The sequence below is a fragment of the Micromonospora sp. NBC_01740 genome, assembly GCF_035920365.1.
Lineage (GTDB): Bacteria > Actinomycetota > Actinomycetes > Mycobacteriales > Micromonosporaceae > Micromonospora > Micromonospora reichwaldensis.
On sequence record NZ_CP109150.1, the window covers coordinates 388,324 to 413,887 of the forward strand.

Below are 25,564 nucleotides of genomic sequence, written 5' to 3' on the forward strand. Positions count from 1 at the left end.
TCGTCGCCAGCGGCTCACGCGCCGGTCAGCTCCAGCCGCAGGCCGAGCAGGTGCACCCCGTCCACGGGCGCCCAGTCCAGCTCCGGCACCCGCACGAAGCCGCGTCGCCGGTAGAGCCGCTGGGCGGAGGCGGCGAAGCCGTCGCGGACGCAGATGACGACGGCGGAGCAGCCCAGCGCGGTCGCCCGCGACACGCAGGTCTCGACCAGCGCCGCGCCGACGCCCCGCCCCTGCGCGGCCGGGTCCACCGCCAGCATCCGGAACTCCGCCTCACCCGCCCGGGACAGCTCGGCGTAGCGGGTGCCGGGCAGGACGAGGGTCACCGAGCCGAGCAGCTCGCCGGTGGCGTCGTCGACGGCGACGAGCACCTCGCCGTCCCGGGCCCGGGACGCCACGTCGGCGAGTACGGCGGCGTAGCCGTGCTCGTTCTTCAGCTGGCCGTCCGCCTCGTACGCGGCCACCGTCAGCCGGGCCACCGCCGCGAAGTCGGCCGGCCCGGCCCGGCGTACCGAGAGGCCGGTCAATCGATCACCGCGATCAGGTCACCGTCCTGCACGACGTCGCCCTCGTTGACCGCGAGCTGCTTGACGACACCGTCGGACTCGGCGACGACCGGGATCTCCATCTTCATCGACTCCAGGATCACCAGGGTGTCCCCCTCGGACACGGTGTCCCCGGCCGACGCGACGACCTTCCAGACGTTCGCCACCATCTCGGCGCGGATCTCCTCGGCCATCTTCGGGCCCTCCCTCTCGCGGTTGCCTGCCGACGTATCCAATCATGCGGGCGACCTCCGGCGGGCGTGGAGCGGCGCGGGCCGGGTCGATGATCGACTCAGGGGCGGTCCGCCGGCGGGTCGTGCGGCGTGGCGCGGCGTCGGCGGCCCCGGCGGACGACGGCGGGTGCCGGCCGCACTAGCATCAGCGGGTCGGACCCGGCGCCGGGAGGACCGGTGCGTGCACCGGCGCCGAGATCGTGCGCAGGCGGGATCCGACCATCACGAGGAGGTCACCATGGCGAAGAAGGCCCGCAAGAAGAAGGCCCGCAAGAAGAGCGGCGCGAACCACGGCAAGCGCCCCAACTCCTGACCGGCGGGCCGGGCCCCACGGCCCGGCGTCGACCAGTCGGCGCGGACGCCGGTGGCCCGGGTCGTCACGACCCGGGCCACCGGCGTCTGCTGTCTCCGGGGGCACCGACCTCGGTCGGCTGCCGCGCCCGGCCCGACCTCAGTCGGCAAGCTCCTTCGACTCGGTGGTCTCGAAGACGACCAGCTCGGTGAGGCGCAGCCGCAGCCGCTCCCGCAGCTGGTCGGGCGCGGTCTCGTTGCCGCAGCAGCGGGCCACCAGCGCCCGCACCTCCTGCTCGATGCCGTACTCGCGCAGGCACGGGCCGCACTCGTCGAGGTGGTGCCGGATCAGCGTGCGCCGCTCCTCGGCGCACTCCAGATCCAGGTAGAGGTAGACCTCCGCGATGACCTCGCGGCAATCCGTCTCGTGCGGATCTCCACAGCTCATGTCAGACCTCCCGGCCGGCGGAAGCGGTCGAGCCCTTCTTCGACGCCGCGGCGCTGAAGCCCCGCTCTGCGGCGTACTGTTCGAGCAGCTTGCGCAGGTTACGCCGGCCCCGGTGCAGACGCGACATGACCGTGCCGATCGGCGTGCCCATGATGTCGGCGACCTCCTTGTAGGAGAAGCCCTCGACGTCGGTGAGGTAGACGGCCAGGCGGAACTCCTCCGGCAACTGCTGGAGGGCCTCCTTGACGTCGCTGTCCGGCAGCCGGTCCAGCGCCTCGGTCTCGGCCGAACGCAGCCCGCTGGAGGTGTGCGACTCGGCCTCGGCGAGCTGCCAGTCGGTGATCTCGTCGGTCGGCGCCTGGATGGGCTGGCGCTGCCGCTTGCGGTAGGAGTTGATGTAGGTGTTGGTCAGGATCCGGTAGAGCCAGGCCTTCAGGTTCGTGCCCTGCTCGAACTGGTGGAAGGCGGCGTACGCCTTCAGGTAGGTCTCCTGGACCAGGTCCTCGGCATCCGCCGGGTTGCGGGTCATCCGCAGCCCGGCAGCGTAGAGCTGATCGACGAAGGGCATCGCGTCCCGCTCGAAGCGGGCCCTGCGCTCGTCCGTCTTCTCGGTCGTCAACCGCACATCCCCTCGCGTCGGATGCTTTCCCGCCGAGGATACGCGTACGGACGTGCCCGCAGATTCACTTCCGGCGGGTGTGCTCGTACTCACCGTTTGCGTGCTCACCGCGGCCGGGCCGACCGGCGGCACCACCGCGGGCCAGTCCGGGCCGCCCAGCAGCCGTCGCAACTGCCGCGCTCCCCGCTCGTCCCGTTCCCGGACCCGCGTCTCGGTCGGCACCGGTCTCCCCCCTCGCCAGAAATGTCGTCCCGGGGGGTGCAACGCCCCCGACGGGGCGGGGCATTCCGCTCACCTCCCCCGTTCCTGGTCCCGGCGCCGGCGGAGGCCGACGCTGGGACCAGGAAGGGCCTGGGAGGACCGGCGCCGCCCGCCCGAACCGGGCGTCCGGCGCCATCCGATGCAACGACCCGCCGCGGCAGGCGGACACGGCCCGCCGGAGCGCCCGGCGGGGCGGCGGGGGTGGGTTCAGCCTCGCGCCCAGCCCCGCCCGCGCAGCCAGTCGCGCACCACGGCGGCCGTGCCGGCCGGGTCCCCCCGCAGGTCGTGCCGCTCCCCCGGGCGGGTCACCACGTGCACCCCCGACCCCGGCTCCGGCACCCCGAACGGGTCACGGTCGCCGTTGACCACGAGGGTCGGCAGGCCGGTCGCCAGCTCCGCCGCCCGCGACCGCTCCGGGCGGCCGGGCGGATGCAGCGGGAACGCGAGCGCGACGACCCCGGCGGCGCCCACCGCGGGCGCGGTGCGGCACGCCACCCGCGCGCCGCTGGACCGGCCGCCCACCAGCAGGGGTACGCCGGGATGCCGCTGCCGCAGCACGGCGAGCACGGCGGTCCACGCCTCGTCGAGGTGCCCCGCCGGTGCCGGCGCACGGCGTCCGGCGAGGCGGTACGGCTGGGTCACCCGGGCCACCACCAGCCCGGCGTCGACCGCCGCGTCCCGGAGCGCACGCAGGTCGGGAGCGTCGACGTCGCCGCCCGCGCCGTGCCCGAGCACCAGCAGGGCGCTCGGCGCACCCGCCGGCAGGTCGGTGTCGACCCGGGCGGGCCCGCGCGGGGTGGGTACGTCGTCGTCCTCGGCCATCGGCCCATTCTGCGGCGTCCGGGGCACGACAGGCAGCCGGCCCGCCGAGGTGGCGGGCCGGCTGCGACCGGTTCAGTCGACGGTCAGCTCAGCGGCACCAGGGTGAGCAGCCGGTCCCGGACCGGCGGACCCGCCTCGCGGGCGGCGTCCGGATCCGGTTGCACCTCGTCGCGCCAGGCGACCAGCATCGCCCGCCGTTCGCGCGGTGTGGTGCCGCCCCAGACGCCGTGGCAGTCACCCACGTCCAGCGCCCAGGCCAGGCAGGATCCCTGCACGTCACAGCTGCGGCAGAGCGCGACGGCCGCGTCGGCCGGCTCGTTCGGCGCCGGAAAGAACGTTTCCGGGTCGACGTTCTGGCAGGTTCCCCTGGTGCGCCACGCCTCGTCCTGTCGCCGCTCCCGCAACGCCCGCAACAGCCGCGGATCCCGTCGTGCGGTGGCCACCTCGTGCGGCCGGGGCATACGTGCCCGTGTCATCCACCCACCTCCCCCGTGGGACCGGCAAGATCGGTGTGCGTCGTCCGCCCCGTGCGAGTCGCGCCCACTACCGGCGCTGTGTTGTATCGCACTTCCGGACACCGGGACAAGACTTCACGGCGAATATGGGTGAACGTCGGGGCGACGATTCGCCCGCAACTCTGGCAAATCACGCCCGACAATGTGTCGGACTGTCAGAAGAGCGTCATTTCCTCCGGCGCGGCGGCCCGGGCGAGCGGCACCCTCTCGGTCAACTGCGGCCCGTCGTTACGCACGTCGCCCACCGCCGTGCCCACCGGGCGGATCTCCAGCGCCGCGAGCCAGTCGGGCGGGGGCGGCGCGAGCAGGCCCTCCGGCTCGTCGGTCGACAGCCACGCCCCCCAGCGGTCACGGGGCAGCAGCAGCGGCATCCGGTCGTGCACCTCGGCCAACTCGCCCAGCGCGGCGGTGGTGAGCACGCTGAAGGTCAGCAGCGGGCCGCCGGAGCCGTCCCAGACCGACCAGATGCCGGCGAAGGCGAGCACCGAGCCGTCCGACGGGGTCATGTAGTAGGGCTGCTTGCGCCCGTCGGCCGCGCGGACCCACTCGTACCAGCCGTCGGCGGGGACGAGGCAGCGGCGGCGGGCGAAGGCCCCGGCGTACGCCCGGCTGGTGGCGACCGTCTCGGCGCGGGCGTTGATCATGCGGGCGGCGCCCGCGGGCGACCTGGACCAGGACGGCACCAGGCCCCAGCGGCCGACCGACAACGCGCGGTGGCCCTCCGGGCTGACCCGCACCAGCGGCACCGGATCGGTGGGCGCGACGTTGTGGTCGGGGCCTACCCCGTCGCCGGTCTCGTCCTGGGACTCGAACAGCGCGCTCAGGTCGCCCGCGCTCCGGGTCGTCGCGTACCTCCCGCACATGCCGCACACGCTAACCCGCCGCGCGCCGCCCGGCTGTCCCGCTGACCGGGAGGACGCGTGCCGGCCGGCGCCACCCGCCGTCGGACGCGGCAGAATGTAACCGTGGGGAACCTGATCGCGACCCGGCCGCCGCAGCCGTGGACCGCTCCGACCGCCTCCGACCCGGTCGCGGCGACGCTGCGCCTGCCCGGGTCCAAGTCGATGACCGCGCGCGCCCTGGTGCTGAGCGCGCTGGCCGGGGGACCGTCGACCCTGGCCGGGCCGCTGCGCGCGCGGGACACCGAGCTGATGGCCGCCGGGCTGCGCGCGATGGGCGCGCACATGTCGATCAGCGACGACGAGCGCTGGCTGGTCCGCCCCCACCCGCTGGTCGGCCCCGCGCACGTCGACGTCGGCCTGGCCGGCACCGTGATGCGCTTCGTCCCGCCCGTGGCGGGCCTGGCCGACGGGCGGATCACCTTCGACGGCGACCCGCAGGCGCGCACCCGGCCCCTCGGCCCGCTGATCGGGGCGCTGCGCTCCCTCGGCGCGCGCGTGGACGCGCCCGCCACCGGCAGCCTGCCGCTGACCGTGCTCGGCGCCGGGCGGGTGGCCGGCGGCGAGGTGGTGATCGACGCGTCCGCCTCCAGCCAGCTGGTCTCCGGGCTGCTGCTGGCCGCGCCGCGCTTCGACCGGGGCGTGGTGGTCCGGCACGTGGGCCCGCCGGTGCCCTCCGCGCCGCACCTGCGGATGACGGTGCAGATGCTCCGGGCCGCCGGCGCGGCGGTCGACGACGGCACCCCCGACGTGTGGGTGGTCGAGCCGGGCCCGCTGACGGGGCGCGGCTGGGAGATCGAGCCGGATCTCTCGGGTGCCGTGCCGTTCTTCGCCGCCGCCCTGGTGACCGGCGGCGAGGTGACCCTCCAGGGCTGGCCGCGCAGCAGCGCCCAGCCCGTCGAGCAGCTCCGCTCGCTGCTCCAGCGGATGGGCGGCGAGGTGACCCTCTCCACCGACGGGCTGACGGTCCGGGGCACCGGCGCGGTGCACGGCATCGAGGCCGACCTCTCCGACGTCAGCGAGCTGACCCCGGCGCTCACCGCGCTGGCCATGCTCGCCGACTCGCCGTCGGTGTTCACCGGCGTCGGCCACATCCGCGGCCACGAGACCGACCGGCTGACCGCGCTGGCGCGGGAGTTCGCCGCCCTGGGCGCCGACATCACCGAGTCCCCCGACGGGCTCGAGATCCGGCCCCGGCCGCTGCACGGCGGGGTGTTCGAGACCTACCACGACCACCGGATGGCGCACGCCGCCGCCGTGGCCGGCCTGGCCGTCCCCGGCATCGAGTTGAGCGACGTGGCATGCACCTCGAAGACCATGCCCGAGTTTCCGGCACTATGGTCGGCGTTGGTGACCGGCAAGAGCTGACACGACGGGGGGCGGGTCCTGGCGACCAGACGGCGGGAGTACGACGAGGACGACGTCCGGGTGCGGCCCGGCAAGTCGTCGCGCCCGCGTACCCGCACCCGACCCCGGCACTCCGACGCGGTGGACGGCTTCGTGATCGCCGTCGACCGGGGCCGCTACACGTGCGTGCCGCCCGACGCCGAGCCGGACGCGCCCCTGGTCACCGCGATGCGGGCCCGGGAGCTGGGGCGCAAGTCGGTGGTGGTCGGCGACCGCGTCGGCCTGGTCGGGGACACCTCCGGCGCGGCCGGGGCGCTGGCCCGGATCGTCCGGATCGCCGAACGGACGTCGGTGCTGCGGCGCACCGCCGACGACGACGAGACCACCGCCGAGGGACGCCTGGAACGGGTGGTCGTCGCCAACGCCGACCAGCTGGTCATCGTGAGCGCGCTGGCCGACCCGCCGCCGCGCACCGGCTTCATCGACCGGTGCCTGGTGGCCGCGTACGACGCCGGCATCGAGCCGCTGCTCTGCCTCACCAAGGCCGACCTGGCCGGCCCCGAGGCGGTGCTCGACTACTACGCCGAGCTGGAGCTGCCGTACGTGCTGATCCGCCCGGACTCCGACCTCGACGCCCTGCGCGACCTGCTCGCCGGGCGGATCTCGGTCATGGTCGGGCACTCCGGGGTGGGCAAGTCGACGCTGGTCAACCGCCTCGTGCCGGACGCCGCCCGGGCGGTCGGCACGGTCAGCGCGATCGGCCGGGGCCGGCACACCTCCACGAGCGCGGTGGCGCTGCGACTGCCCCGGGACCCGGCGCACGGCGGGAACGCCCCCGCCGGCTGGATCGTCGACACCCCGGGGGTACGCAGCTTCGGGCTCGCGCACGTCTCCGCCGACAGCCTGCTGCACGGCTTCCCCGACCTGGTCGAGGGGACGGTCGACTGCCCCGCCAACTGCCCGCACACGCCGGACGAGACCGCCTGCGGGCTGGACGCCTGGATCGCCGCCGGCAAGGCCGACGCGCGGCGGCTGGCCTCGTACCGCCGGCTGCTGGCCTCCCGGTCGGGCGAGGGCGACGCGCGCGAACCCGACCAGCGGAATCCCGGCGACCCGCTCGCGGGGTCCTGACCCGGTCGCCGCTACCGTTTGGGCATGCCCGGGTACGCCGACGACCTCGCCCTCGCCCACCTGCTCGCCGACGCCGCCGACGCCGTCTCCACGGCCCGGTTCCGCGCGCTCGACCTGCGGGTCGAGGCGAAACCCGACCTGACCCCGGTCTCCGACGCGGACACCGCGGTGGAGCGGGAGATCCGGGCGCTGCTGGCCGTGCACCGGCCGGCCGACGGTCTGCTGGGCGAGGAGTACGGCGAGGAGCCCGCCAGCGGCCCGGACGGTCGCCGCTGGGTGGTCGACCCGATCGACGGCACGAAGAACTTCATCCGGGGCGTGCCCGTGTGGGCCACCCTGATCGCGCTGCTGGAGGGGGACCGCCCGGTCGCCGGACTGGTCTCCGCGCCGGCGCTCGGCCGCCGCTGGTGGGGCGCGCTCGGCGAGGGCGCGTACGCGGGGCCGGACGCCGCCGGTGGCACGCCGATCCGGGTCTCCGCGGTACGGGACCTCGCGGACGCGAGCTTCTGCTACTCGTCGCTGACGGGGTGGGAGTCCGCCGGGCGGCTGGACGCGATGCTCCAGCTCATGCGGGACACCTGGCGCAGCCGGGCGTACGGCGACTTCTACGGCTACATGCTGCTGGCCGAGGGTGCGCTGGACGTGATGGTGGAGCCGGAGCTGTCGCTGTGGGACGTCGCCGCGCTCGTGCCGATCGTCACCGAGGCGGGCGGGACGTTCACCGACCTGGCCGGCCGGCCCGCCCCCTCCGGCGACGCCGGCACCGAGAGCAGCGCCGTTGCCAGCAACGGCGCGCTGCACGCCGACATCCTCGCCCGGCTGGGTCGGCCAACCGAGCACTGACCTCCGGCAGCCTCTATCCTCGCCAGGTGGTCTCCTCCGGTTGGTGCTTCCTCGCGGCCATGATCGTCGCGTACGGCGTCGCCAACCTGCTCCAGTCGGTGGCCGCCGCCCGCACCACCGTGCACCACTCCTTCGACCCGGGACTGCTGCTGCGGCTGGCGGGGCACCGCACGTACCTGGTCGGGCTCGGCTGCCAGGTCGCCGGGTTCGTGCTGGCCCTGCTCGCCCGCCGGGACCTGCCGCTGTTCCTGGTCCAGTCCAGCGTCGCCGCCGGGCTCGGGGTCACCGCCCTGCTCGGCGTGCTGGTGCTGAAGTGGCGGCTGCCGGCCGCCGAGGTGGCCCTGCTGGTGCTGCTGTTCGCCGGCATCACCGCGCTGGTGCTCTCCGCCGAGCCCGCGCCGGCCAAGCCGCTCGGCACCGCCGGCCTGATCGCCCTGGCGGTGGCGCTCGGCGTGATCGCCGTGATCGGCTTCTTCGCCGTACGCCTGCACGGGGCGCCCGGCTCGGTGGCGCTCGGCGCGCTGGCCGGGCTGGCGTTCTCCGCCGCCGCGGTGGCCGCCCGGCCCCTCGCCTCCGCCCCGACGCCGGAGGCGTTCGTCCAGGATCCGCTGCTCTACCTGCTGATCGTCCACTCGGTCGTCGGCCAGCTGCTGCTCGGCCTGGCCATGCAACGCGGCTCGACCACGGCCGCCGTGGCGGCGATGGACGCCGCCGGGGCGGTGCCCGCCGCGATCGTCGGCCTGCTCCTGCTCAACGACAAGATCTGGCCCGGGCGGGAGTGGCTCGCCGCGGTCGGGTTCCTGGTCACCCTCGCGGCGGTCATCGGTCTCACCCGGTACGCCGAACCCCAGCACCACCACGCGGTGGCCGGGGAACGCGACCGGCGCATGGTGGGCGTCGGAGCGCCCGGTCGCCCGCTCTGAACGGGCCCGGGAGCGGCCGGCCCGGGTCAGGCCGCCTCGGACCGCCGGCCCCGGTCAGGCCGCCTCGACCGGCTTGCGGCGGCTCACCACCCGCTCGTAGAGGCGCTCCAGCGCGCCCGCCGTCCGCTCCCAGGTGTAGCTGCACCGCACCCGGTCGACGGCGGCGTGCCCGTACGCGAACCGCCCGGCGTTGTCGGCGAGCAGCCGGCGCAGCGTCACGCCCAGCGCGCGGACGTCGCCCGGCGGCACCAACCGGCCGGTGACCTCGTCGACCACGGCGTCGGCGATCCCGCCCATCGAGTAGCCGACGACCGGCACCCCGCAGGCCATCGCCTCCAGCGACACCCGGCCGGCGGACGAGTAGTGCGGGGTGCAGGCGACCACGTCCGCCGAGCGGTACCAGGTGGCCATCTGTTCGTGCGGCACCGCGCCCACCAGCTTCACCTGGTCGGCCACCCCGCTGCGCTCGGCCAGCTCGCGCAGCCGCCGGGCCTCGGCGTGGTTGGCGAGCTGCCCGACGGGCGGGCCGCCGGCGATCACCAGCTCGGCGTCGCCGACCAGTCGCATGGCCCGGATCAGGTCCTCCTGGCCGTGCCCGGCCGAGAGCCCGCCGACGGAGAGGATCCGGGCCCGCTGGTCGCGGGGCGCGGCCTCGCCGTCGGGGTGGAACTGCGCGGTGTCGACGCCGGCCGGCACCATCGCCACGGAGGCGCGTTGCAACCCCATCCGGGTCAGCTCGTCGACCTCGTCGTTGCACTGGGCGACCGCGATGTCCACCGCCCGGGTCAGCGCCCGCTCCAGCGGGATCCGCTCCCCCGGCCCGTCGTACTGCCGGCCGAGGTGGCGCAGCTGCTCGACGCCGAGGGAATGGAACGTCTGCACCACCGGGACGTCCGTCTCGCGGACCGCGTGCGCGGCGGCCAACCCGCCGACCCAGTAGTGCCCGTGCACCACCTCGGGATCCCAGTCGCCCGTCCACCTCTCGGCCAGCCAGGCGCCGAACGCCGACACGTGCGGCACCAGTTCGGCGGTGGGCAGCGGGGCGGCCGGGCCGATCGGCACCCGCTCCACCCGGTAGCCGTCGACCGTCGCCGTCTCCGGCAGGGCCGGGTCGTCGCGGCGTTCGTACACCCGAACGTCGTGGCCCCGCGCGGCGAGTTCGGCGGCGACCCGGGCGATGTGCTGGTGGGTGCCGACGGTCAGGCCGTCGGTGCCCCTGGCTGGGCCGGCGTGCGCGCAGACGAGGCCGACGCGCATGGGTCACCTCCATGCGATCTTCTCAAGCGGTGGTCCTCGGTCAGAGGGTCCCATTAACCGAACCCCCGGGAGCCGAAACCTGGCAGATCGGGAAGAGCCCGGCGGGTGCTTGCGCGACGGCAACTGTTGCGGGGCGGGCGACACCCCGACCCGGGGCCGCGAGTATCCGACCGGCGCCGGCCGCATGACCCCTGCCGACGGGGGTACGGGCGAGGAATGCCTCTCACCCGCAGCCTCGCCGACGCCACCGTCGTGCTCACCGGCGCCTCCAGCGGCATCGGTACGGCCACCGCGTACGCCCTCGCCCGGCGCGGCACCGCCGTGGTGCTGGCCGCCCGCAGCGAAGCGGCGCTGGAGGAGGTCGCCGTGCGGTGCCGGGAGCTGGGCGGGCGGGCCCTGGCGGTGCCGACCGACGTGACCGACCCGGCGGCCGTCGAACGGCTCGCCGCCCGCGCGGTCGCCGAGTTCGGCCGGATCGACGGCTGGATCAACAACGCCGCGGTCGGCGCGGTCGGGCTCTTCGACGAGATCCCCGTGGCGGAGTTCCGCCGGGTGCTGGAGGTCAACCTGCTGGGCGCCGCGTACGGCACCAGGGCCGCCCTGCCCCACCTGAGCGCGGCGGGTGGCGGGGTGCTGGTCAACAACGCCTCCGTGCTGGCCGAGGTGGCGATGCCCTACCAGTCGGCGTACAACGCCACGAAGCACGGCATCCGCGGGCTGGCCGACACGGTCCGCCAGGAGATGCGGGTCACCGGGCGGGGCAACATCTCCATCTGCACGGTGCTGCCGGCCACCATCGACACCCCGTTCTTCCGGCACGCCGCCAACCACAGCGGCCGGGAACTGGTGCCGCCGCCCCCGGTCTACCCGCCCGAGGTGGTGGCCGAGACGATCGTCCGGCTGCTGCGCCGCCCGAGGCGCGAGGCGTACGCCGGCGGCGCCGCCCGGCTGATCGGCCTCCAGTGGCGGCTCGCCCCGGCGTTCGCCGAGCGGGTCCTCGGCTGGTACGCGCACCGCACCCAGTTCGGGCCCGCGCCACGGCCGGAGAGCACCGGCAACGTCTTCCACGCCGACGCGGCGGCGCAGCGCGAGGGCGGCTGGCACGGCCGGCGGCGGCACCTGGTGCGGATGACCGCCGCCTTCGGGCTGGCCGCGGCGGGGACGGCCGTCGGGACGGTGGCCGCGATGACCCGCCGCGCGGGAACGAGACGCTGATGCCGGGGGCCGAGCGGTCGGGTGCGCGGTCCGGGCGGACGGTGCACGGTGCGCTGCCTGGCCCGCAAGGCGGGACGGAGCCGATCATGTCCACCGACGCGGGCTGCCGGGTGGAGGCGGACGGGGCGTCCGGCGTGCTCCGGCTGACCGGGACACTCGACCGGTCCGGCGTCGGCGTGGTGCGCGACGGCCTGCTCGCTCAGTTCTGTTGCCGACCCGGCCCGGTCCTCGCCGACCTCACCGCCCTGCGGGTGACCGACCCGGCCGCCCGGGACGTCTTCGCCGAGGTGTGCCGGGAGGTACGCGACTGGCCCGCCGCCGACCTGCTGCTCTGCGATCCGACCGGCGCCGTCGAGGGGGTGCCCGCCTGGCCGACCCTGGCCGGGGCGCTGGCCGGGCTGGCCGCCGCGCCGCTGGCCGCAGTGGCCGAGACCGACCTTCCCCCCGCCGTCGGGGCGGCCCGGCAGGCCCGGCAGCTCGTGACGGAGGGCTGCGGGCGCTGGGACCTGCCCGAGCTGATCGAGCCGGCCGGCATCGCGGTCACCGAGATGGTGAACAACGTGGTCGCCCACGCGCACACCCCGATGACGGTCCGCCTGGCACCCCGGGGCGGCGCGCTGCACCTGGCGGTACGCGACCACTCGCCGCGTCAGCCGGCGTTCACCGGACAGCCGCCGCTGGACACCGCGGGCGGGCGCGGCCTGCTGCTGATCGACACCGTCGCCCGCAGCTGGGGCAGCAGCCGGGTGCCGGACGGCAAGGTCGTCTGGTGCGTGCTGCACGCCGACGACGAGACCACCGCCCACCCCGGCTGACCGCCGCCCCGATTCCTGCCCCGGCGTCCCCCGACGTGCCCCTTCCGCCCGGATGGCCACGGGCGGCACCGGTTATGCCGGGAGGGCAGTGGGTAGTGATCAGCCATGCGCGACGACGAGTACCCGACCCCCGTGTCCGACCCCGAGGCGGAGGGCCTGCCCGACACCGCCGACGACGACTCGACCGCCAACGACGACGTCCTGACCGGGCGCGAGGCGGACGGCCCGGAGCCCGCCCAGCTGCCGGGCGACCGGACGCCGGTCGCGGTGGACCGGTACGGGAACACCGCCGAGGAGCAGCTCGACGGCGAGTCGCTGGACTACAAGCTCGACCGGGAGCAGCACGAACGCCCGGCCGACGACCCGCTCGCCGGCCCCGTCGACCCGGACATCGCCGCCGAGGCCGACAGCCAGGAGGCGGCGGCGCAGGCCCAGCTCGACGCGGACGTCATCGATCCCGGCCCCACCTCCGACCCGGACTCGCCGGTGTCGCTCTACGACCACGGCAAGCTGGGCAGTGTCAGCGACGGCCAGGTCGGCCGGCTCGTCGAACCGGACGAGGGGGCGCACACCGACCAGGAGACCGACTCGGTGGCGTACGACGCCGGTTCGGCCGGCGGCGGCGCGAGCGCCGAGGAGCTGGCCATCCACGAGACGCGTCCACCGCACTCGGTCTGAACCGGCCCGGGGGGCCGTCGGGGAACCCTTCGGGGGCGGTTCCCCGGCGGCCCCTCAGTCGTCGAGGCCCCGTTCGATCGCGTACCGGGTCAGCTCGACCCGGTTGTGCAGTTGGAGCTTGCCGAGCGTGTTCTGCACGTGGTTCTGCACGGTGCGGTGGGCCAGCCCGAGCCGCTCGGCGATCTGCTTGTAGGACATCCCCTTGGCGACCAGGCGCAGCACCTCGGTCTCCCGGTCGGTCAGGCGGGGCGCCGGGCCGGCACCCCGGGCGTCGCGCCCGCCGGCGTGTCCGGCGCCGTCCGGGTCGGCCGCGAGCCGGCGGTACTCGCCGAGGACCAGCCCGGCCAGGCCGGGCGTGAAGACGGGCTCCCCCGCCGCCGTCCGGCGCACCGCCTCCAGGAACTCCGCCGGGGCGGCCGACTTGACCAGGTAGCCGGTGGCGCCCGCCTTCACCGCGTCGAGCACGCTCTGCTGCTCGCCGCTGGCCGAGAGCATCAGCACCCGCACCTCCGGCAGCACGGCGCGCAGCCCGCGGACCACCTCCACCCCCGAGACGTCCGGCAGTTGCAGGTCGAGGATCACCACGTCCGGCCGGGCGGCGGCGGCCACCCGCAGCGCCTGCCGACCCTCTCCACTGGCGGCGACGACGACGTGGCCGGCCTCGGTGAGGTCCCGGGCCACCCCCTCCCGCCACATCGGGTGGTCGTCGACCACCATCACCCGTACGCCTGTCACGGTTGTCCCTCCCTCGGAACGGTCAGTTCCAGCTCGGTGCCGGCGCCCGGCGCGGAGGTGATCCGCACCGTGCCCCCGAGGTCCGCGAGGCGGCCCCGGATCGACCGGGCGACGCCGAGCCGGCCCTCGGCGGCGGCCTCCTCCAGCCGGCCGTCCGGGAACCCCGGCCCCTCGTCGCGGATCGACACGGTCACCGTCGCCCCCTCGTCCTCGACGAGCACCCAGGCCCGCCCGTCGGTGTGCCGGGCCACGTTGTCGAGGGCGGCGGCGGTCGCGGCGGCCAGTTCGTGGGCGACCCGCCCGGGCAAGGGCACCGGGGTGGCCGGCGCGGACAGCGAGACCGTCGCCGAGGCGTACCGGCCGAGCAGCCCACGCAGGTCCACCGGCCCGCCGTGGGCGGTGGGCGCGACCGGCGTGGCGCCGCCGATCAGGGCGCGCAGCGCGGCCTCCTGTTCCCCGGCGAGCCGGGCCAGTTCCCCTGCCTCGCCGTCCAGGTGGGCGCCGCGCCGCTGCACCAGCGCCAGCACCTGGAGCACGCCGTCGTGGATGTCCCGGGCCAGCCGCTCCCGCTCCCGGGTGGCGGCCTCCAGCTCCACCGCCCGGTGCAGCCGCTCCTCGGCGGTCACCGCCAGCCGGGCGACGTGCCCGACCACCACGCCGGCGAGCAGCAGCAGGATCGTCCCGGTGAGCGACGACTGGCCGATCCGTTCGCGGGTGGCGAGGTCCACCGCGCCGAGCGCCAGCGCGGCGACCGTGCCCCGGCGCCGGCCGCCGGAGACCGCCCAGGCCAGCACCGGTCCGGCCAGCCAGGCCACGGTGAGGCTGGGCACGCCGGCGGCGAGCGCCGCCCGCCCGATCACCCACGGGGTGGCCAGCATGATGCCGACGACGACCCCCAGGTCCGCCAGGAGCAGCGGCCAGCCTCGGCGGGCCGGGTGGGCGTAGTTGACGGCGGTCACGCCGGTCCAGGCCGCCATCAGCAGGACCAGGCCGCCGGCCGCGAGCGGATGGGCGTACCGGTCGGCGTCCCGGAGCGCCAGCACGCAGACGTACGCCAGGGAGGCCACCCGGAACACGGCGATGGCGCGCCAGAGCGGGACCTCGAAACCACCGGGCGGCGTCGACACGCCCGTCACGATGCCACAGCCGCCAGGACGGTCCTGTGGGCCGTCGGATGCGGCCGGAGAAACCCTGACGTACGGTGGAAATGCCGCGAAACATCCACGATCCGCTGTCGGGACGGGGCCATGACGAATGCGGAACCCGGAGCACAGCGTACGGTTGTGCCCATCGAACCTTCCCTCCTCATCGCCGAGGCCTTCGACCAAGCCCAGGTGACCGAGCTTCGCCACTCGGTCACCTCCTGCGCGCACGCGGCGGGGCTGAGCGGGCAGCGGCTGGACGACTTCGTGCTCGCGGTCAACGAGTTGATCACCAACGCGGTCCGGCACGGCGGCGGCCGGGGCTGGCTGCGGCTGTGGCGGGAGTCGGGCCACCTGTTCTGCGAGGTCGCCGACCACGGGCAGGGAATCAGCACGCAGCGGCTGGGCGACCGGAGCCGCCCCGCCGCCGACACCGCCGGCGGATGGGGTCTCTGGCTGGCCCGGGAGCTGAGCGACAGCATGGACGTGGAGACCGGCGCCCGCGGCACGACGGTCCGCATCAGCACCGCCGTCGCGGCCCCCCAGCACACCGGCCGCCACCGCCGCGACTGACCCCGGCGGGACCTGCGGCCCGGGGCGGGTCAGGCGAAGAGGGCGCTTACCGATTCGCCGTTGTGGATCCGGCGCATCGCCTCGGCCAGGGCCGGCGCCACGGACAGGATCTCCAGCTTCGGCACCCGCTTGTCGGCGGGGATCGGCACCGTGTTCGTGCAGACGATCTCCAGCACGCCCTCCTGCTCACTCAGCCGCTGCAACGCGCCGCTGGAGAAGAGGCCGTGGGTGCAGGCCAGCCGGATCGAGCGGACCCGGAGCTCGCGCAGGTGCTCCATCAGCTCGATCACCGTACTGCCCTTGGCGATCTCGTCGTCCAGCACGATCACGTCCCGGTCGGTCACGTCGCCGATCACCGCGCTGATCTTGACCCGGTCGTCGCTGAACCGCTGCTTCGCCCCGGCGGCCACCGGGGTGCCGAGCCGCCGCGCGAACGCCGCCGCCTCCTTGGCGTTGCCGAGGTCCGGCGAGACCACCACCGTGTTGCTCAGGTCGTAGCGGGTGAAGTGGTCGGCCAGCTCGCGCAGCGCGTGCAGGTGGTCGACCGGCACGCTGAAGAAGCCGTGCACCTGGGGCGAGTGCAGGGTCATCGCCAGCACCCGGTCCGCGCCCGCCGAGGTGAGCAGGTCGGCGACGAGCCGCCCGCCGATCGAGATGCGCGGCGCGTCCTTCTTGTCGGAGCGCGCGTACGCGTAGTGCGGCAGCACCACGGTGATCCGGCCGGCCGAGGCACCCCGGGCCGCGTCGATCATGAGCAGCAGCTCGACCAGGTTCTCCTGCACGGGCGGCACCAACGGCTGGATCAGGAAGACGTCCCGCTCCCGGCAGTTGGCCTGCAACTGCACTTCCAGGCAGTCGTTGGCGAACCGGGAGACCCGCACCGGGTGCAGCGGCACGTCGAGATGGGTGCAGATCTCGGCGGCGAGTTCGGGGTGGGCGGTACCACTGAAGACGGCGATGTCACGCACGTCCGCACATCGTACGGACGTGATCGGGACCCGTTCCGCGGCGGGGCCCGCCGCCGGCCGGCGAAGATCGGTCGGGCCGGGTACGGTGCTGCCGTGACCCCCCAGTACGTCGCCGCCATCGACCAGGGCACCACCTCCTCGCGGTGCATCGTCTTCGACCGGGCCGGGGAGATCGTCTCCGTCGCCCAGCGGGAGCACCGGCAGATCTTCCCCCGGCCGGGCTGGGTGGAGCACGACGCCGAGGAGATCTGGGACAACGTCCAGCGGGTGGTCCGGGAGGCGCTGCACGCCGCCGGCACCGACGCCGCCGGGCTCGCCGCCGTGGGCATCACCAACCAGCGGGAGACCACGCTCGTCTGGGACCGGGCCACCGGGCGGCCGGTGGCCAACGCGATCGTCTGGCAGGACACCCGCACCGCGCCGCTGCTGCGTGAGCTCGACCAGGCGTACGGCGAGGAGCGGTTCCGCTCCCGCACCGGCCTGCCGCTGGCCACCTACTTCGCCGGGCCGAAGCTGCGGTGGCTGCTGGATCACGTCGACGGGCTGCGCGGGCGCGCCGAGGCCGGCGAGGTGCTCTTCGGCACGATGGACAGCTGGCTGATCTGGAAGCTCACCGGCCGGCACGTCACCGACGTGACAAACGCCAGCCGCACCCTGCTGATGGACCTGAGCACCCTCGACTGGGACCCGGAGCTGCTCGACGCGATGGGGGTGCCGGCCGCGATGCTGCCGGAGATCCGCAGCTCCGCCGAGGTCTACGGGGAGGCCACCGGCGTCCTGGCCGGGGTGCCGGTCGCCAGCGCGCTCGGCGACCAGCAGGCCGCCCTGTTCGGGCAGACCTGCTTCCAGCCGGGCGAGGCCAAGTGCACCTACGGCACCGGCAGCTTCCTGCTGCTCAACACCGGTGCCAGCCCGGTCCCCTCCACCCACGGCCTGCTCACCACGGTCGCCTACCGCATCCAGGGCCAGCCCGCCGCGTACGCGCTGGAGGGGGCGATCGCGGTCACCGGCTCGCTGGTGCAGTGGCTGCGTGACAACCTCGGGCTGATCTCCACCGCGCCCGAGGTGGAGGAGTTGGCCCGCACCGTCGACGACAACGGCGGCTGCTACGTCGTGCCGGCCTTCTCCGGGCTGTTCGCCCCGCACTGGCGCAGCGACGCGCGCGGGATCATCGCCGGGCTGACCGGCTACATCACCAAGGGCCACCTGGCCCGGGCCGCGCTGGAGGCGTCCGCCTGGCAGACCCGCGAGGTGGTCGACGCGATGAACGCCGACTCCGACGTGGCGCTGCGCCGGCTGCGGGTCGACGGCGGGATGACCGCCAACGGGCTGCTGATGCAGTTCCTCGCCGACGTGCTCGACGTGCCGGTGGTCCGGTCCCGGATCACCGAGACCACCTGCCTCGGCGCGGCGTACGCGGCCGGCCTGGCGGTCGGCTTCTGGCCGGACCTGGCGACGCTGCGTGGCCAGTGGCGCTCCGACGCGCAGTGGGAGTCGACGATGGAACCGGCGCACCGGGAGCGGGAGCTGCGCAACTGGCGCAAGGCCGTCCAGCGCACCCTCGACTGGGTGGACTGACCGCCGCGCCGCCCGGAACCTCGTCGAGGCCGCCCGGTCCATCGGGCACCGGCGGCCCCCCGCTCAGTCCCAGCGGTTGCCGGTCAGCTTCTCGTAGACGTCGACGTAGCGGGCCCGGGTCGCCTCGACCACCTCGGCCGGCACCTCGGGCGCCGGGCCCTGCCGGTCCCAGCCGCTCTCCACCGCCCAGTCCCGGACGTACTGCTTGTCGTAGGAGAACTGCGCCCGGCCCGGCTGGTACGACTCCGCCGGCCAGAACCGGGACGAGTCGGAGGTGAGCAGCTCGTCGCCGACGGTCAGCGTGCCGTCCGGCGCCCAGCCCAGCTCGATCTTGGTGTCGGCGACCAGGATGCCCCGGTCGGCGGCCAGCTCGGCCCCCCGGCGGTAGACGTCGAGCGTGATCCGGCGCAGCCGCTCGGCGGTCTCGGCGCCGACCTTGTCCACCACCTCGGCGAAGGTGATTGGCTCGTCGTGCTCGCCCACCGGCGCCTTGGTCGACGGGGTGAAGATCGGCTCGGGCAGGATGGACGCCTCGACCAGCCCGCGCGGCAGCTCGACGCCGGAGACCGCGCCGGTGCGCTGGTACTCCTTCAGGCCGCCGCCGGTCAGGTAGCCCCGGGCGACGCACTCCACCGCGACCATCTCCAGCCGCCGGCAGCGGATCGCCCGACCGGCGAACTCCGCCGGCACGTCGGTGGCGGAGATGACGTGGTTCGGCACCAGGTCGGCGAGCTGCTCGAACCACCACAGCGAGAGCGCGGTGAGCAGCTTGCCCTTGTCGGGGATCGGCGTCGGCAGCACCACGTCGTAGATCGAGATGCGGTCGGAGGCGACCAGGATCAGGTCCTCGCCGTCGGCGTAGACATCCCTCACCTTGCCCGAGTGCAGAAGTTCCACGCGCCCTAGTACACCATGCGGGCCGGCCACGGCCTCCGCCGGTGGCTGCGGGCATCGATGCGTACGCCTGGGATGTGGTGGTGTGGCCGGACGTACGTTGACACCCTCGCGCGCGCCTGCGTGAATGATCCGGCCGCCCGCCCCACCGGTCCGCCAGGAGTTCTTCGTGCCCGTTGCCCGATCCCCGCTGCCCCGCGCCGAAGCGGATCCGGGCCGACGTCGGGTGCTCGCCGCGATGCTGGGTGCGCCGGTGCTCGCGACCGGCGGGCTCACCGGGTGCACCGAGGGCCGGACGGCCCCCGAGGAGACCGGGCCCGTCGAGCTGTCGGTCTTCTGGTACGGCGGGGCGAAGCGGGCCGAACTCACCGAGCGGGTGCTGCGGCTCTACACCGACCGCAATCCCCGCGTCGGTTTCCGGATCACCTGGCAGGGCGCCGGCGGCTACTACGACCGGCTGGCCACCCAGGCCGCGGGCGGCAACGTGCCCGACCTGATCCAGCTCGACGACAGCATGCTCGCCGAGTACGCCCGCCGCGAGATCGTCCTGGACCTCAGCGGGTACGTCGCCGACCACCGCCTGGACCTGCGCACCCTGCCCCAGGGCCTGGTCCGGTACGGGCAGGTCGACGGCCGTACGGTCGGCGTCGCAGCGGCACAGACCGCCGCCGCCGTGGTCTACGACCGCACGCTGCTGCGCCGGCTGCGGCTGCCCGAGCCGAACACGGGAATGTCCTGGGCGGAGTACGTCGCCTGGGCGCGACGGGTCACCCGGGCGAGCGACGGCCGGGTGGCCGGCACGATGGACCCGTCCGGCGACTACCGGGCGCTCTGGCTCTGGCTGCGCGGCCAGGGCGGTGAGTTCTACCGCGGTCGACAGCTCGGCTTCGACGCCGACGCGCTGATCGAATGGTTCGACCTGTGGCGGCGTGCCCGCTCCAGCCGGGCCACCCCGAGCGCCGCACTCGTGGAGCAGGCCGACGGCGGCGAACCCATCCAGCAGCTCGTGGTCACCGGCGCGACGGCCGCCTCGTTCGCCTGGTCGCACCAGCTACCGGAACTCCAACGCCTCACCGACGCCGAGCTGGGCCTGGCCGCCATGCCGGGTCCCCCGGAGGCCCAGTGGCACCGGGCGTCGATGTACTGGGCGGCCTTCCGCGGCACCCGGCACCCCGACCTGGTCGCCGACGTGATCAACTTCCTGACCGGCAACGGCGAGGCGGGCAGCGTGCTCGGTCACGAGCGCGGGCTCAGCCCCAGCCTCGCCGTGCGCAGCTACGTCGAGGGCAGCATCACCGAGCCGGCGCAGCGGCGCGCGGCCGCCCTCGGCACCGCACTGGCCGCCCGGCTGGGACCGGCGCCCAGCCCACCGCCGCAGGGCCACCCCCGGGTGCGGGCGCTGCTGCTGGAGGCCGCCGAGAGCATTCGCGGCGGCCGGACCGGCCCTCGGGCGGCGACGACCCGCTTCATGGCCCGGGCGGACGCGGCGCTGGCCGGATAGGGCCGGTCACCACGAGGCCGCCACCGGCGGGGGTGCCGGGTCGGATGTCCTGCCTCGGCCGAGGCAGGGCAGGGCACCGTCGCGCTGCCGGAACACCGGCGCGCCAGCGGGCCGCCTCAGCGCGGCGGACCCGCCTCAGCGCGGCGGACCGCCTCGGCGGTTGCGCATCATGCGCATCAGGAGGAAGACGACGCCGGCCACCACGACCAGGCAGCAGAGCAGGCCGATGAAGCCGAAGCCGCCACCACCGCGCCGCCGCCGCGCGGCCTCCACCACGAGCTCACCCGTGCCGGTGGACGCCCAGGCCGCAACGGGCACGAACACCGACAACACGACCGCACCGAAAACGGCGGTCAACCGGCCCCACCACTTACCGAAAGAAGACATGCCCACATCTTCGCCGACAACCGCAACCTCGGCACGTCGGTCAACAGGAACGCGCGCCGCGCCCGGGCACGCCTGGCACCGTTCCGTTGGTCGGCCCGCGCCCCGCACCGCGAGCACCCGGAGCACGGAGTCGTGGATGTCCCAGGCTCGCCACTCCCGCCGGCCGGCCCGCATGTCGGCGGGTGCGTCGTAGTCCGTGGGTGACGAAGCCCGTCGTCGACCGATGCGACACGTCGACGCCGGAGGCAAGATGCGAAGAGGCCCCGGAGAGAATCTCCGGGGCCTCTTCGACGTGGTAGCGGGGACAGGATTTGAACCTGCGACCTCTGGGTTATGAGCCCAGCGAGCTACCGAGCTGCTCCACCCCGCGTCGGCTCGTTAACTCTAGCGCACCCGACGGGCGATGATCAGCGGACCCCCGATCCTGCGGTAAACCCTGCCCTGACCAGCGCAAACCGGCGCCGGAGGCCGGCACGAGGCACCCGACGCCCCAGCCCGACTCACGCCGCGCCCGGCCGCAGTGGCGGTAATGGCACATCTCGGTCCGCTTCCGGGCTCCCGGCCACCTCCGGGCTCCGGCCCGCCTCCGGGCTGCCTCCTTTGGTGCGCACGCTGCCTTCTCGCGCGAGAATCCGGTGATCAGGACGCCATGGACGTTATCCGGGCTTTTTAAGGTCCATGGAGTCCTGATCACGCCGCCGCACGCCCGCCTGTCCGGTCGTTCGGCCGTGCGTCCGTCGCCAGTGGTGGCCGTTGGCGTTCCTGCGCGACCGGTCGCGGTTCTCGCCGCCGTGTTGTCGCCCCCGCCGATGTCCGCCGACGGATCGCGTGACGTCAGTCACTCCGCCTCCGCACTGACGCAATGCACAACCGCCGGTCCAGCCAACGGGCAGCGGGCAGCGGGCAGGCATGCAGCAAACAGGTGGGCAGCGGCAGGCGACGGCAGGCAGGCATGCAGCGGCGAGCGGCGGCGGCAGCCGACGGTGGGCGGCAGGCGGCGGGCGGCACGGAGCCGGAGCCGGAGCCGGAGCCGGAGCCGGAGCCGCGTGATCGTCGGGCAGCGGTGGCCCGGAAATGCGGAACGGCCCCGGATTGAAGTCCGGGGCCGTTCCGACGTGGTAGCGGGGACAGGATTTGAACCTGCGACCTCTGGGTTATGAGCCCAGCGAGCTACCGAGCTGCTCCACCCCGCGTCGGTTCGTATACCGTATCCCACCGACCCCCGTCGCCGCAAAACGACCCCGGGGACACTCCACGACAACCACGACTTGACGGTGTCTGCGGGCACCTACGTCTCCCGGGCGATGGGGCGGCAACGACGACTGGCTGCTCGCGGAGCGCCCCCGCACTGGTACTGACCGCACCGACATGTCGAGGCGGTAGTACAGGGCGAGCGCCTGCCGCTGGGCGTCCGGCAACCGGCGCAGCGCGCCCGCCAGCAGCACGCCGTCCTCGTTCGGCGGCGGCACCGGTTCAGGCGGCCCGGTGGGTGCGGCTCAACGCCACGTGTGGCGCGCGCCCGCCCCACGCCCCACGCCCCACGCCACGCGCCACGCGCCACGCGCCACGCGCCAACGCTGCAATCGCGCCACCGGTCTTGGGCAGCCGGGCGACCACCAGCCGCAGCCACGCCTCCGGCGCCGGGTGGGCGGCCGGTCCGGCCCACAGTGCCGCCAGGTCCGGGCGTACGCCTCCTCCACGGCGACGTGGGACGGCGGGTTGCGGTGCCCGGCCGGTGGTCGCGAACGCGACAGCGCCCCCGGTGTCGGGACCGGAACGGTCCGTCGGCCGGGGGCGCTGTGAGGGCGGTGCGGGTCAGCCGCCCGGGGTGGGTGAGGCGCTGCCACCCGGTGCCGGGGACGCCGGGGCGCTGGGCGTCGGGGACGCGGGAGCGCTGGCGCCGGGTGCCGGGGACGCCGGGGTGCTGGCGGCCTGCTGGGCCCGCTGGAAGGCGGTGAGCGCCTCGTCGAGCGCCTTCAACGCGCGCCCGTACCGCTCGAAGTCGCCCGAGGTCTGCGCGGCCCGGACCTCCGCGATGGCGGTCTGTACGCGGTTCGCCGCCTCGGCCAGCTCGCCGGTCAGCGGAGGTGCGGTCCCACCCGGCGGCGTGCCCCCGGCCGGGGGCGGGGTGCCGCCGGCGGGCGGCGGGGTGCCCGGGGCGGCGGCCTGCTTGCCCTGCTCGACGAGCTGCTTGATGCCGTCGGTCACGTTGTTGGCCAGCACCACGTAGGAGCCGCCGTCGCCGTACGACATCAGCACCCGCTGCAACAGCGGCGGCGCGTTCTGCGCGGCGGTCTTCACGTAGACCGGCTCGATGTAGAGCATGCCGTCGCCGAACGGCAGGGAGAGCAGGTTGCCGTACTGCACCTGGGCCTGCTGGGACTGGAGCAGGTTGAGCTGCTGCCGGATGTTCGCGTTGTTGGTCATCGACTGGTGCACCTGCACCGGGCCGGAGACCCGGGTCTGGTCGGGCAGGTCGAGCACCTCCAGTCTCGGCTGCCCGTCCACGTACGACCCGGAGATCAGCGCGGCGAGGTTCTCCCGGCCGTTCGGGGTGACCGCCGAGGTGAGCTGGAAGCGCGCCGACTCCTGGCCGGGGAACTGCGTGTAGAGGTAGTAGGGCGGCTGCTTCTGGCCGGTGTCGGGGGCGTCCGGCACGTTCGGCACCTGCCAGAAGTCCGTCTCGGAGTAGAAGGCGCCGGGGTCGGTCACGTGGAACCGGGTCAGCAGGTTGCGCTGCACCTTGAACAGGTCGGCCGGGTAGCGGAAGTGCTCGGCCAGCTCGGCCGGGATCTCCGACTTCGGCAGCACCAGGTCACCGCCGAACGCCTTGTTCCACGCCTTGAGCACCGGGTCGGTCTCGTCGAACTCGTAGAGCCGGACCGTGCCGTCGTACGCGTCGACGGTGGCCTTCACGGAGTTGCGGATGTAGTTGACGTTCTCCCGGGCGAGCTGGAAGGTGCCCCGCCCGGTCAGCTCGTCGGCCGTCTGCTCCTGGAGGTTGACGCGCTCGGCGTACGGGTAGGTCGCCGCCGTGGTGTAACCGTCGATGATCCACTGGATCCGGCCGTCGACCACCGCCGGGTACGGGTCGCCGTCGAGGGTGAGGAACGGGGCGACCTTCTCCACCCGGTCGCGGGGGTTGCGCACGTAGAGCAGCTTCGAGTTGTCGTTGACCGCGTCGGAGAGCAGGAAGTTCGACTCCTGCTCCTTGATCGCGTAAAGCAGCCGCCGGGTGAACGAGCCGATCTCGACGCCGCCCTCACCGGTGTAGGTGTAGGACTCGCCGCCCTCGCCGACCGGGCGGTCGAACTCCGCCTTCCGCGCCGGGTCGCTCTGGCCGACGATCGCGTAGTCGCTGGCGTCCATCCGCTCGCCGTAGTAGACGCGGGGCTGCTTCGCCGCGATCTGCTCGGTCTGCGAGGCACACTGCTCGCTCGTCTGCTGGCCCTGCTCCTTCTGCTGCTCCTGCGGGTCGCCGAGGAAGCCGGAGACGAAGAAGGGCTGACCGCCGCAGACCACCCGGTTGCCGGGCGCCGCCACGAGCCCGTAGCCGTGGGTGTAGACGGTGTGCCGGTTGATCCAGGTGTTCTGCTGGGGGGTCAACTGCCGGTAGTTGACCTCGCGCAGGCCCACCACGTAGTCCTGCACCTTGCCGTTGACGCCGTACCGGTCGACGTCCAACTTCTCGCCGAAGTCGTAGAACTGCCGGACCTGCTGGCGCTGGGTGTACGTCTCGGAGACCAGTTGCGGGTCGAGCAGCCGGATGTTCGGCACCACGGAGGTGTCCGTGGCGAGGGTCGCCGGCGGGGTCAGGTTGCTCGCCGCGTACGGCGTGGTGGTGGCCGCCTCCAGGCCGAACGCCGAGCGGGTGGCCTTGATGCTCCGCTCGATGTACGGCGCCTCCTTCTCCTTCGCGCTGGGCTTGACCTCGAAGGTCTGCACCGCCCAGGGGTAGACGCCGCCGATGGCGACGGCGGAGACGCCCAGCAGGGCGAGCGAGATGCCCGGCCAGACCAGGTTCCGCATCCAGGCGTTGGAGAAGACGATGATCGCGATCGCCACGACGATGGAGATGTAGGCGAGGATCTCCTTGGCCGGCAGCAGCGCGTTGACGTCGGCGTAGCCGGCGCCGTAGACGGGGCCGTTGCCGTACTCCAGCAGCATCGCGCGCCGGTCCAGCACGTACGCGAGCGCCTTGAGCAGGACGAAGACCGCGACGAGCGTGCTCAGGTGGGCCCGGGCGGCGTTGGTCATCCGGTCGCCGACGCCTTGGAGGCGGACGCCGCCGAAGACGTAGTGCACGGCGAGCGCGCCGATCACGGAGAGCACCACGGCGGTGAAGCCCACGCCGAGCAGGTAGCGCAGGAACGGCAACTGGAAGACGTAGAAGCCGACGTCGATGCCGAACTCCGGGTCCTTCACGCCGAAGTCCCCGCCGTTGCGGAAGAGCAGCCACTGGTTCCACCGGCTCTGCGCCGACAGCCCGGCGAAGAGGCCGACCACGGTGGCGACCAGCGTGATCCACAGGCCTAGCCGGGGGCCCAGCAGCATCCGGTAACGCTCCAGGGTGGCCTGCTCCGGCGAGTGCGGGCGCATCCGGGGGCGCAGCCGCTGGGCCAGCCAGAGGTTGCCGCCGACTATCAGCGCCATGCCGAGGCCGACGGCGAAGAAGAGCAGCAGCCGGGTCGTCAGCACCCCCGTGAAGACCCCGGTGTAGCGGACCTCGTCGAACCACAGCCAGTCCGTCCACGCCCGGACACCCCAGCCGAGCAGGGTGAAGAGCACGAACACCCCGACCAGGACACCGATCGTGACGCGTCCGCGTCGGCTCATCCTCGGCAGGGGGCTGCTGCTCTTCATGACCACTGTTGGCTCCGCACGCTCGATGTGATCGGCTCCGACCAGGCACCCAGAGTACGGGGTGTTCCTGAACGTGTCGGTCCA

Annotated in this window: 24 protein-coding genes, 2 tRNA genes and 1 pseudogene; 11 read left to right on the plus strand and 16 right to left on the minus strand. The window is 74.3% G+C overall.

Annotated elements, in window-relative coordinates:
• Nucleotides 1-14: 14 nt before the first annotated feature.
• Both OG989_RS01670 and OG989_RS01675 read right to left on the minus strand, forming a co-directional pair.
• Nucleotides 15-524 carry a GNAT family N-acetyltransferase gene (locus tag OG989_RS01670; protein WP_327029501.1) on the minus strand — a complete coding sequence of 170 codons (510 nt, stop codon included), beginning with the start codon at nucleotides 522-524 and terminating at the stop codon, nucleotides 15-17.
• A complete protein-coding gene (locus OG989_RS01675) occupies nucleotides 521-736 on the minus strand; it encodes a biotin/lipoyl-binding carrier protein (protein ID WP_088973021.1) in 216 nt (71 codons plus the stop codon). Before OG989_RS01675 ends, OG989_RS01670 begins: the two co-directional genes overlap by 4 nt.
• A gap of 277 nt (nucleotides 737-1,013) precedes the next feature.
• Here OG989_RS01675 and OG989_RS31895 point away from each other — a divergent pair, with 277 nt between their 5' ends.
• Nucleotides 1,014-1,088, plus strand: coding sequence for a 50S ribosomal protein bL37 (locus tag OG989_RS31895; protein ID WP_369700219.1), 75 nt, complete (start codon nucleotides 1,014-1,016; stop codon nucleotides 1,086-1,088).
• A 138-nt stretch (nucleotides 1,089-1,226) separates the two neighbouring features.
• On the opposite strand, the gene rsrA is transcribed toward OG989_RS31895, so the two are convergent.
• The 5 genes from rsrA to OG989_RS01705 form a co-directional block, all read right to left on the minus strand.
• Nucleotides 1,227-1,514: a mycothiol system anti-sigma-R factor gene (gene rsrA, locus OG989_RS01685; protein ID WP_151457066.1), complete on the minus strand. Its 288-nt coding sequence runs from the start codon at nucleotides 1,512-1,514 to the stop codon at nucleotides 1,227-1,229.
• Between the two features lies 1 nt (nucleotide 1,515).
• On the minus strand, nucleotides 1,516-2,355 hold the full coding sequence (locus OG989_RS01690; protein WP_327029502.1) for a sigma-70 family RNA polymerase sigma factor: 840 nt from the start codon (nucleotides 2,353-2,355) through the stop codon (nucleotides 1,516-1,518).
• 246 nt (nucleotides 2,356-2,601) lie between these two features.
• A complete protein-coding gene (locus OG989_RS01695; RefSeq protein WP_327029503.1) occupies nucleotides 2,602-3,216 on the minus strand; it encodes an alpha/beta hydrolase family protein in 615 nt (204 codons plus the stop codon).
• An 83-nt stretch (nucleotides 3,217-3,299) separates the two neighbouring features.
• Nucleotides 3,300-3,692: a WhiB family transcriptional regulator gene (locus OG989_RS01700; RefSeq protein ID WP_121399693.1), complete on the minus strand. Its 393-nt coding sequence runs from the start codon at nucleotides 3,690-3,692 to the stop codon at nucleotides 3,300-3,302.
• A 194-nt stretch (nucleotides 3,693-3,886) separates the two neighbouring features.
• The gene (locus tag OG989_RS01705) at nucleotides 3,887-4,594 is read right to left on the minus strand and encodes an SOS response-associated peptidase (protein WP_151455369.1); all 708 of its coding nucleotides are present in this window, start codon (nucleotides 4,592-4,594) and stop codon (nucleotides 3,887-3,889) included.
• Nucleotides 4,595-4,696: 102 nt separating this feature from the next.
• On the opposite strand from OG989_RS01705, the gene aroA reads away from it, so the two are divergent.
• The 4 genes and pseudogenes from aroA (at nucleotide 4,697) to OG989_RS01725 (ending at nucleotide 8,974) form a co-directional block, all read left to right on the plus strand.
• Nucleotides 4,697-5,998: a 3-phosphoshikimate 1-carboxyvinyltransferase gene (aroA, locus tag OG989_RS01710; RefSeq protein ID WP_151455368.1), complete on the plus strand. Its 1,302-nt coding sequence runs from the start codon at nucleotides 4,697-4,699 to the stop codon at nucleotides 5,996-5,998.
• A 165-nt stretch (nucleotides 5,999-6,163) separates the two neighbouring features.
• Nucleotides 6,164-7,108, plus strand: coding sequence for a ribosome small subunit-dependent GTPase A (rsgA, locus tag OG989_RS01715; RefSeq protein ID WP_151455372.1), 945 nt, complete (start codon nucleotides 6,164-6,166; stop codon nucleotides 7,106-7,108).
• Nucleotides 7,109-7,132: 24 nt separating this feature from the next.
• Complete coding sequence (gene hisN, locus OG989_RS01720) at nucleotides 7,133-7,951, plus strand: histidinol-phosphatase (protein WP_151455367.1); 819 nt, start codon at nucleotides 7,133-7,135, stop codon at nucleotides 7,949-7,951.
• 26 nt (nucleotides 7,952-7,977) lie between these two features.
• Nucleotides 7,978-8,974: pseudogene (locus OG989_RS01725) on the plus strand (hypothetical protein).
• Here the strand turns inward: OG989_RS01725 and OG989_RS01730 are convergent.
• On the minus strand, nucleotides 8,929-10,131 hold the full coding sequence (locus OG989_RS01730) for a glycosyltransferase (protein WP_327029504.1): 1,203 nt from the start codon (nucleotides 10,129-10,131) through the stop codon (nucleotides 8,929-8,931). The pseudogene OG989_RS01725 and the gene OG989_RS01730 overlap by 46 nt on opposite strands.
• A gap of 216 nt (nucleotides 10,132-10,347) precedes the next feature.
• Here OG989_RS01730 and OG989_RS01735 point away from each other — a divergent pair, with 216 nt between their 5' ends.
• The 3 genes from OG989_RS01735 (at nucleotide 10,348) to OG989_RS01745 (ending at nucleotide 12,839) form a co-directional block, all read left to right on the plus strand.
• The gene (locus OG989_RS01735) at nucleotides 10,348-11,346 is read left to right on the plus strand and encodes an SDR family oxidoreductase (protein ID WP_151455364.1); all 999 of its coding nucleotides are present in this window, start codon (nucleotides 10,348-10,350) and stop codon (nucleotides 11,344-11,346) included.
• Between the two features lie 86 nt (nucleotides 11,347-11,432).
• Nucleotides 11,433-12,161, plus strand: coding sequence for an ATP-binding protein (locus OG989_RS01740; RefSeq protein WP_327029505.1), 729 nt, complete (start codon nucleotides 11,433-11,435; stop codon nucleotides 12,159-12,161).
• Nucleotides 12,162-12,266: 105 nt separating this feature from the next.
• Nucleotides 12,267-12,839 (plus strand): DUF5709 domain-containing protein, encoded by a 573-nt coding sequence (locus OG989_RS01745; protein WP_151455362.1) that lies wholly within the window; start codon nucleotides 12,267-12,269, stop codon nucleotides 12,837-12,839.
• A gap of 54 nt (nucleotides 12,840-12,893) precedes the next feature.
• On the opposite strand, the gene OG989_RS01750 is transcribed toward OG989_RS01745, so the two are convergent.
• Together OG989_RS01750 and macS are read right to left on the minus strand one after the other, a co-directional pair.
• Nucleotides 12,894-13,556: a response regulator gene (locus tag OG989_RS01750; protein ID WP_151455371.1), complete on the minus strand. Its 663-nt coding sequence runs from the start codon at nucleotides 13,554-13,556 to the stop codon at nucleotides 12,894-12,896.
• Nucleotides 13,557-13,570: 14 nt separating this feature from the next.
• On the minus strand, nucleotides 13,571-14,701 hold the full coding sequence (gene macS, locus OG989_RS01755) for a MacS family sensor histidine kinase (protein WP_327029506.1): 1,131 nt from the start codon (nucleotides 14,699-14,701) through the stop codon (nucleotides 13,571-13,573).
• A 120-nt stretch (nucleotides 14,702-14,821) separates the two neighbouring features.
• Between macS and OG989_RS01760 the strand changes: the two genes are divergently transcribed.
• The gene (locus tag OG989_RS01760; RefSeq protein ID WP_151455360.1) at nucleotides 14,822-15,289 is read left to right on the plus strand and encodes an ATP-binding protein; all 468 of its coding nucleotides are present in this window, start codon (nucleotides 14,822-14,824) and stop codon (nucleotides 15,287-15,289) included.
• A 29-nt stretch (nucleotides 15,290-15,318) separates the two neighbouring features.
• Here the strand turns inward: OG989_RS01760 and OG989_RS01765 are convergent, their stop codons facing one another.
• Nucleotides 15,319-16,257 carry a ribose-phosphate diphosphokinase gene (locus OG989_RS01765; RefSeq protein ID WP_327029507.1) on the minus strand — a complete coding sequence of 313 codons (939 nt, stop codon included), beginning with the start codon at nucleotides 16,255-16,257 and terminating at the stop codon, nucleotides 15,319-15,321.
• A 93-nt stretch (nucleotides 16,258-16,350) separates the two neighbouring features.
• Between OG989_RS01765 and glpK the strand changes: the two genes are divergently transcribed.
• Complete coding sequence (gene glpK / locus OG989_RS01770) at nucleotides 16,351-17,835, plus strand: glycerol kinase GlpK (RefSeq protein WP_327029508.1); 1,485 nt, start codon at nucleotides 16,351-16,353, stop codon at nucleotides 17,833-17,835.
• A gap of 63 nt (nucleotides 17,836-17,898) precedes the next feature.
• On the opposite strand, the gene OG989_RS01775 is transcribed toward glpK, so the two are convergent.
• Nucleotides 17,899-18,732 (minus strand): phosphoribosylaminoimidazolesuccinocarboxamide synthase, encoded by an 834-nt coding sequence (locus OG989_RS01775; protein ID WP_151455357.1) that lies wholly within the window; start codon nucleotides 18,730-18,732, stop codon nucleotides 17,899-17,901.
• A gap of 166 nt (nucleotides 18,733-18,898) precedes the next feature.
• On the opposite strand from OG989_RS01775, the gene OG989_RS01780 reads away from it, so the two are divergent.
• The gene (locus tag OG989_RS01780) at nucleotides 18,899-20,230 is read left to right on the plus strand and encodes an ABC transporter substrate-binding protein (RefSeq protein WP_225852276.1); all 1,332 of its coding nucleotides are present in this window, start codon (nucleotides 18,899-18,901) and stop codon (nucleotides 20,228-20,230) included.
• A 135-nt stretch (nucleotides 20,231-20,365) separates the two neighbouring features.
• Here OG989_RS01780 and OG989_RS01785 read toward each other — a convergent pair whose 3' ends face one another.
• From OG989_RS01785 to OG989_RS01800, 4 genes are all read right to left on the minus strand, one after another.
• Nucleotides 20,366-20,617, minus strand: a complete 252-nt coding sequence (locus OG989_RS01785; protein WP_151455355.1) for a hypothetical protein — start codon at nucleotides 20,615-20,617, stop codon at nucleotides 20,366-20,368.
• Between the two features lie 293 nt (nucleotides 20,618-20,910).
• Nucleotides 20,911-20,987: transfer RNA gene (locus OG989_RS01790), tRNA-Met, on the minus strand.
• Nucleotides 20,988-21,733: 746 nt separating this feature from the next.
• Nucleotides 21,734-21,810, minus strand: a tRNA-Met gene (locus OG989_RS01795).
• Nucleotides 21,811-22,432: 622 nt separating this feature from the next.
• A complete protein-coding gene (locus OG989_RS01800; RefSeq protein WP_327029509.1) occupies nucleotides 22,433-25,480 on the minus strand; it encodes a UPF0182 family membrane protein in 3,048 nt (1,015 codons plus the stop codon).
• Between the last annotated feature and the right edge of the window lie 84 nt (nucleotides 25,481-25,564).

What these genes read in the sequence shown, in the direction of transcription:
- OG989_RS01675 (WP_088973021.1), bottom strand. Translation starts at nt 736, where the DNA reads ATGGCCGAGGAGATCCGCGCCGAGATGGTGGCGAACGTCTGGAAGGTC.
- rsrA (WP_151457066.1), bottom strand. Translation starts at nt 1,514, where the DNA reads ATGAGCTGTGGAGATCCGCACGAGACGGATTGCCGCGAGGTCATCGCG.
- OG989_RS01695 (WP_327029503.1), bottom strand. Translation starts at nt 3,216, where the DNA reads ATGGCCGAGGACGACGACGTACCCACCCCGCGCGGGCCCGCCCGGGTC.
- OG989_RS01700 (WP_121399693.1), bottom strand. Translation starts at nt 3,692, where the DNA reads ATGACACGGGCACGTATGCCCCGGCCGCACGAGGTGGCCACCGCACGA.
- OG989_RS01705 (WP_151455369.1), bottom strand. Translation starts at nt 4,594, where the DNA reads ATGTGCGGGAGGTACGCGACGACCCGGAGCGCGGGCGACCTGAGCGCG.
- hisN (WP_151455367.1), top strand. Translation starts at nt 7,133, where the DNA reads ATGCCCGGGTACGCCGACGACCTCGCCCTCGCCCACCTGCTCGCCGAC.
- OG989_RS01730 (WP_327029504.1), bottom strand. Translation starts at nt 10,131, where the DNA reads ATGCGCGTCGGCCTCGTCTGCGCGCACGCCGGCCCAGCCAGGGGCACC.
- OG989_RS01735 (WP_151455364.1), top strand. Translation starts at nt 10,348, where the DNA reads ATGCCTCTCACCCGCAGCCTCGCCGACGCCACCGTCGTGCTCACCGGC.
- OG989_RS01740 (WP_327029505.1), top strand. Translation starts at nt 11,433, where the DNA reads ATGTCCACCGACGCGGGCTGCCGGGTGGAGGCGGACGGGGCGTCCGGC.
- OG989_RS01745 (WP_151455362.1), top strand. Translation starts at nt 12,267, where the DNA reads ATGCGCGACGACGAGTACCCGACCCCCGTGTCCGACCCCGAGGCGGAG.
- OG989_RS01750 (WP_151455371.1), bottom strand. Translation starts at nt 13,556, where the DNA reads ATGGTGGTCGACGACCACCCGATGTGGCGGGAGGGGGTGGCCCGGGAC.
- OG989_RS01760 (WP_151455360.1), top strand. Translation starts at nt 14,822, where the DNA reads ATGACGAATGCGGAACCCGGAGCACAGCGTACGGTTGTGCCCATCGAA.
- OG989_RS01785 (WP_151455355.1), bottom strand. Translation starts at nt 20,617, where the DNA reads ATGTCTTCTTTCGGTAAGTGGTGGGGCCGGTTGACCGCCGTTTTCGGT.
- OG989_RS01800 (WP_327029509.1), bottom strand. Translation starts at nt 25,480, where the DNA reads ATGAAGAGCAGCAGCCCCCTGCCGAGGATGAGCCGACGCGGACGCGTC.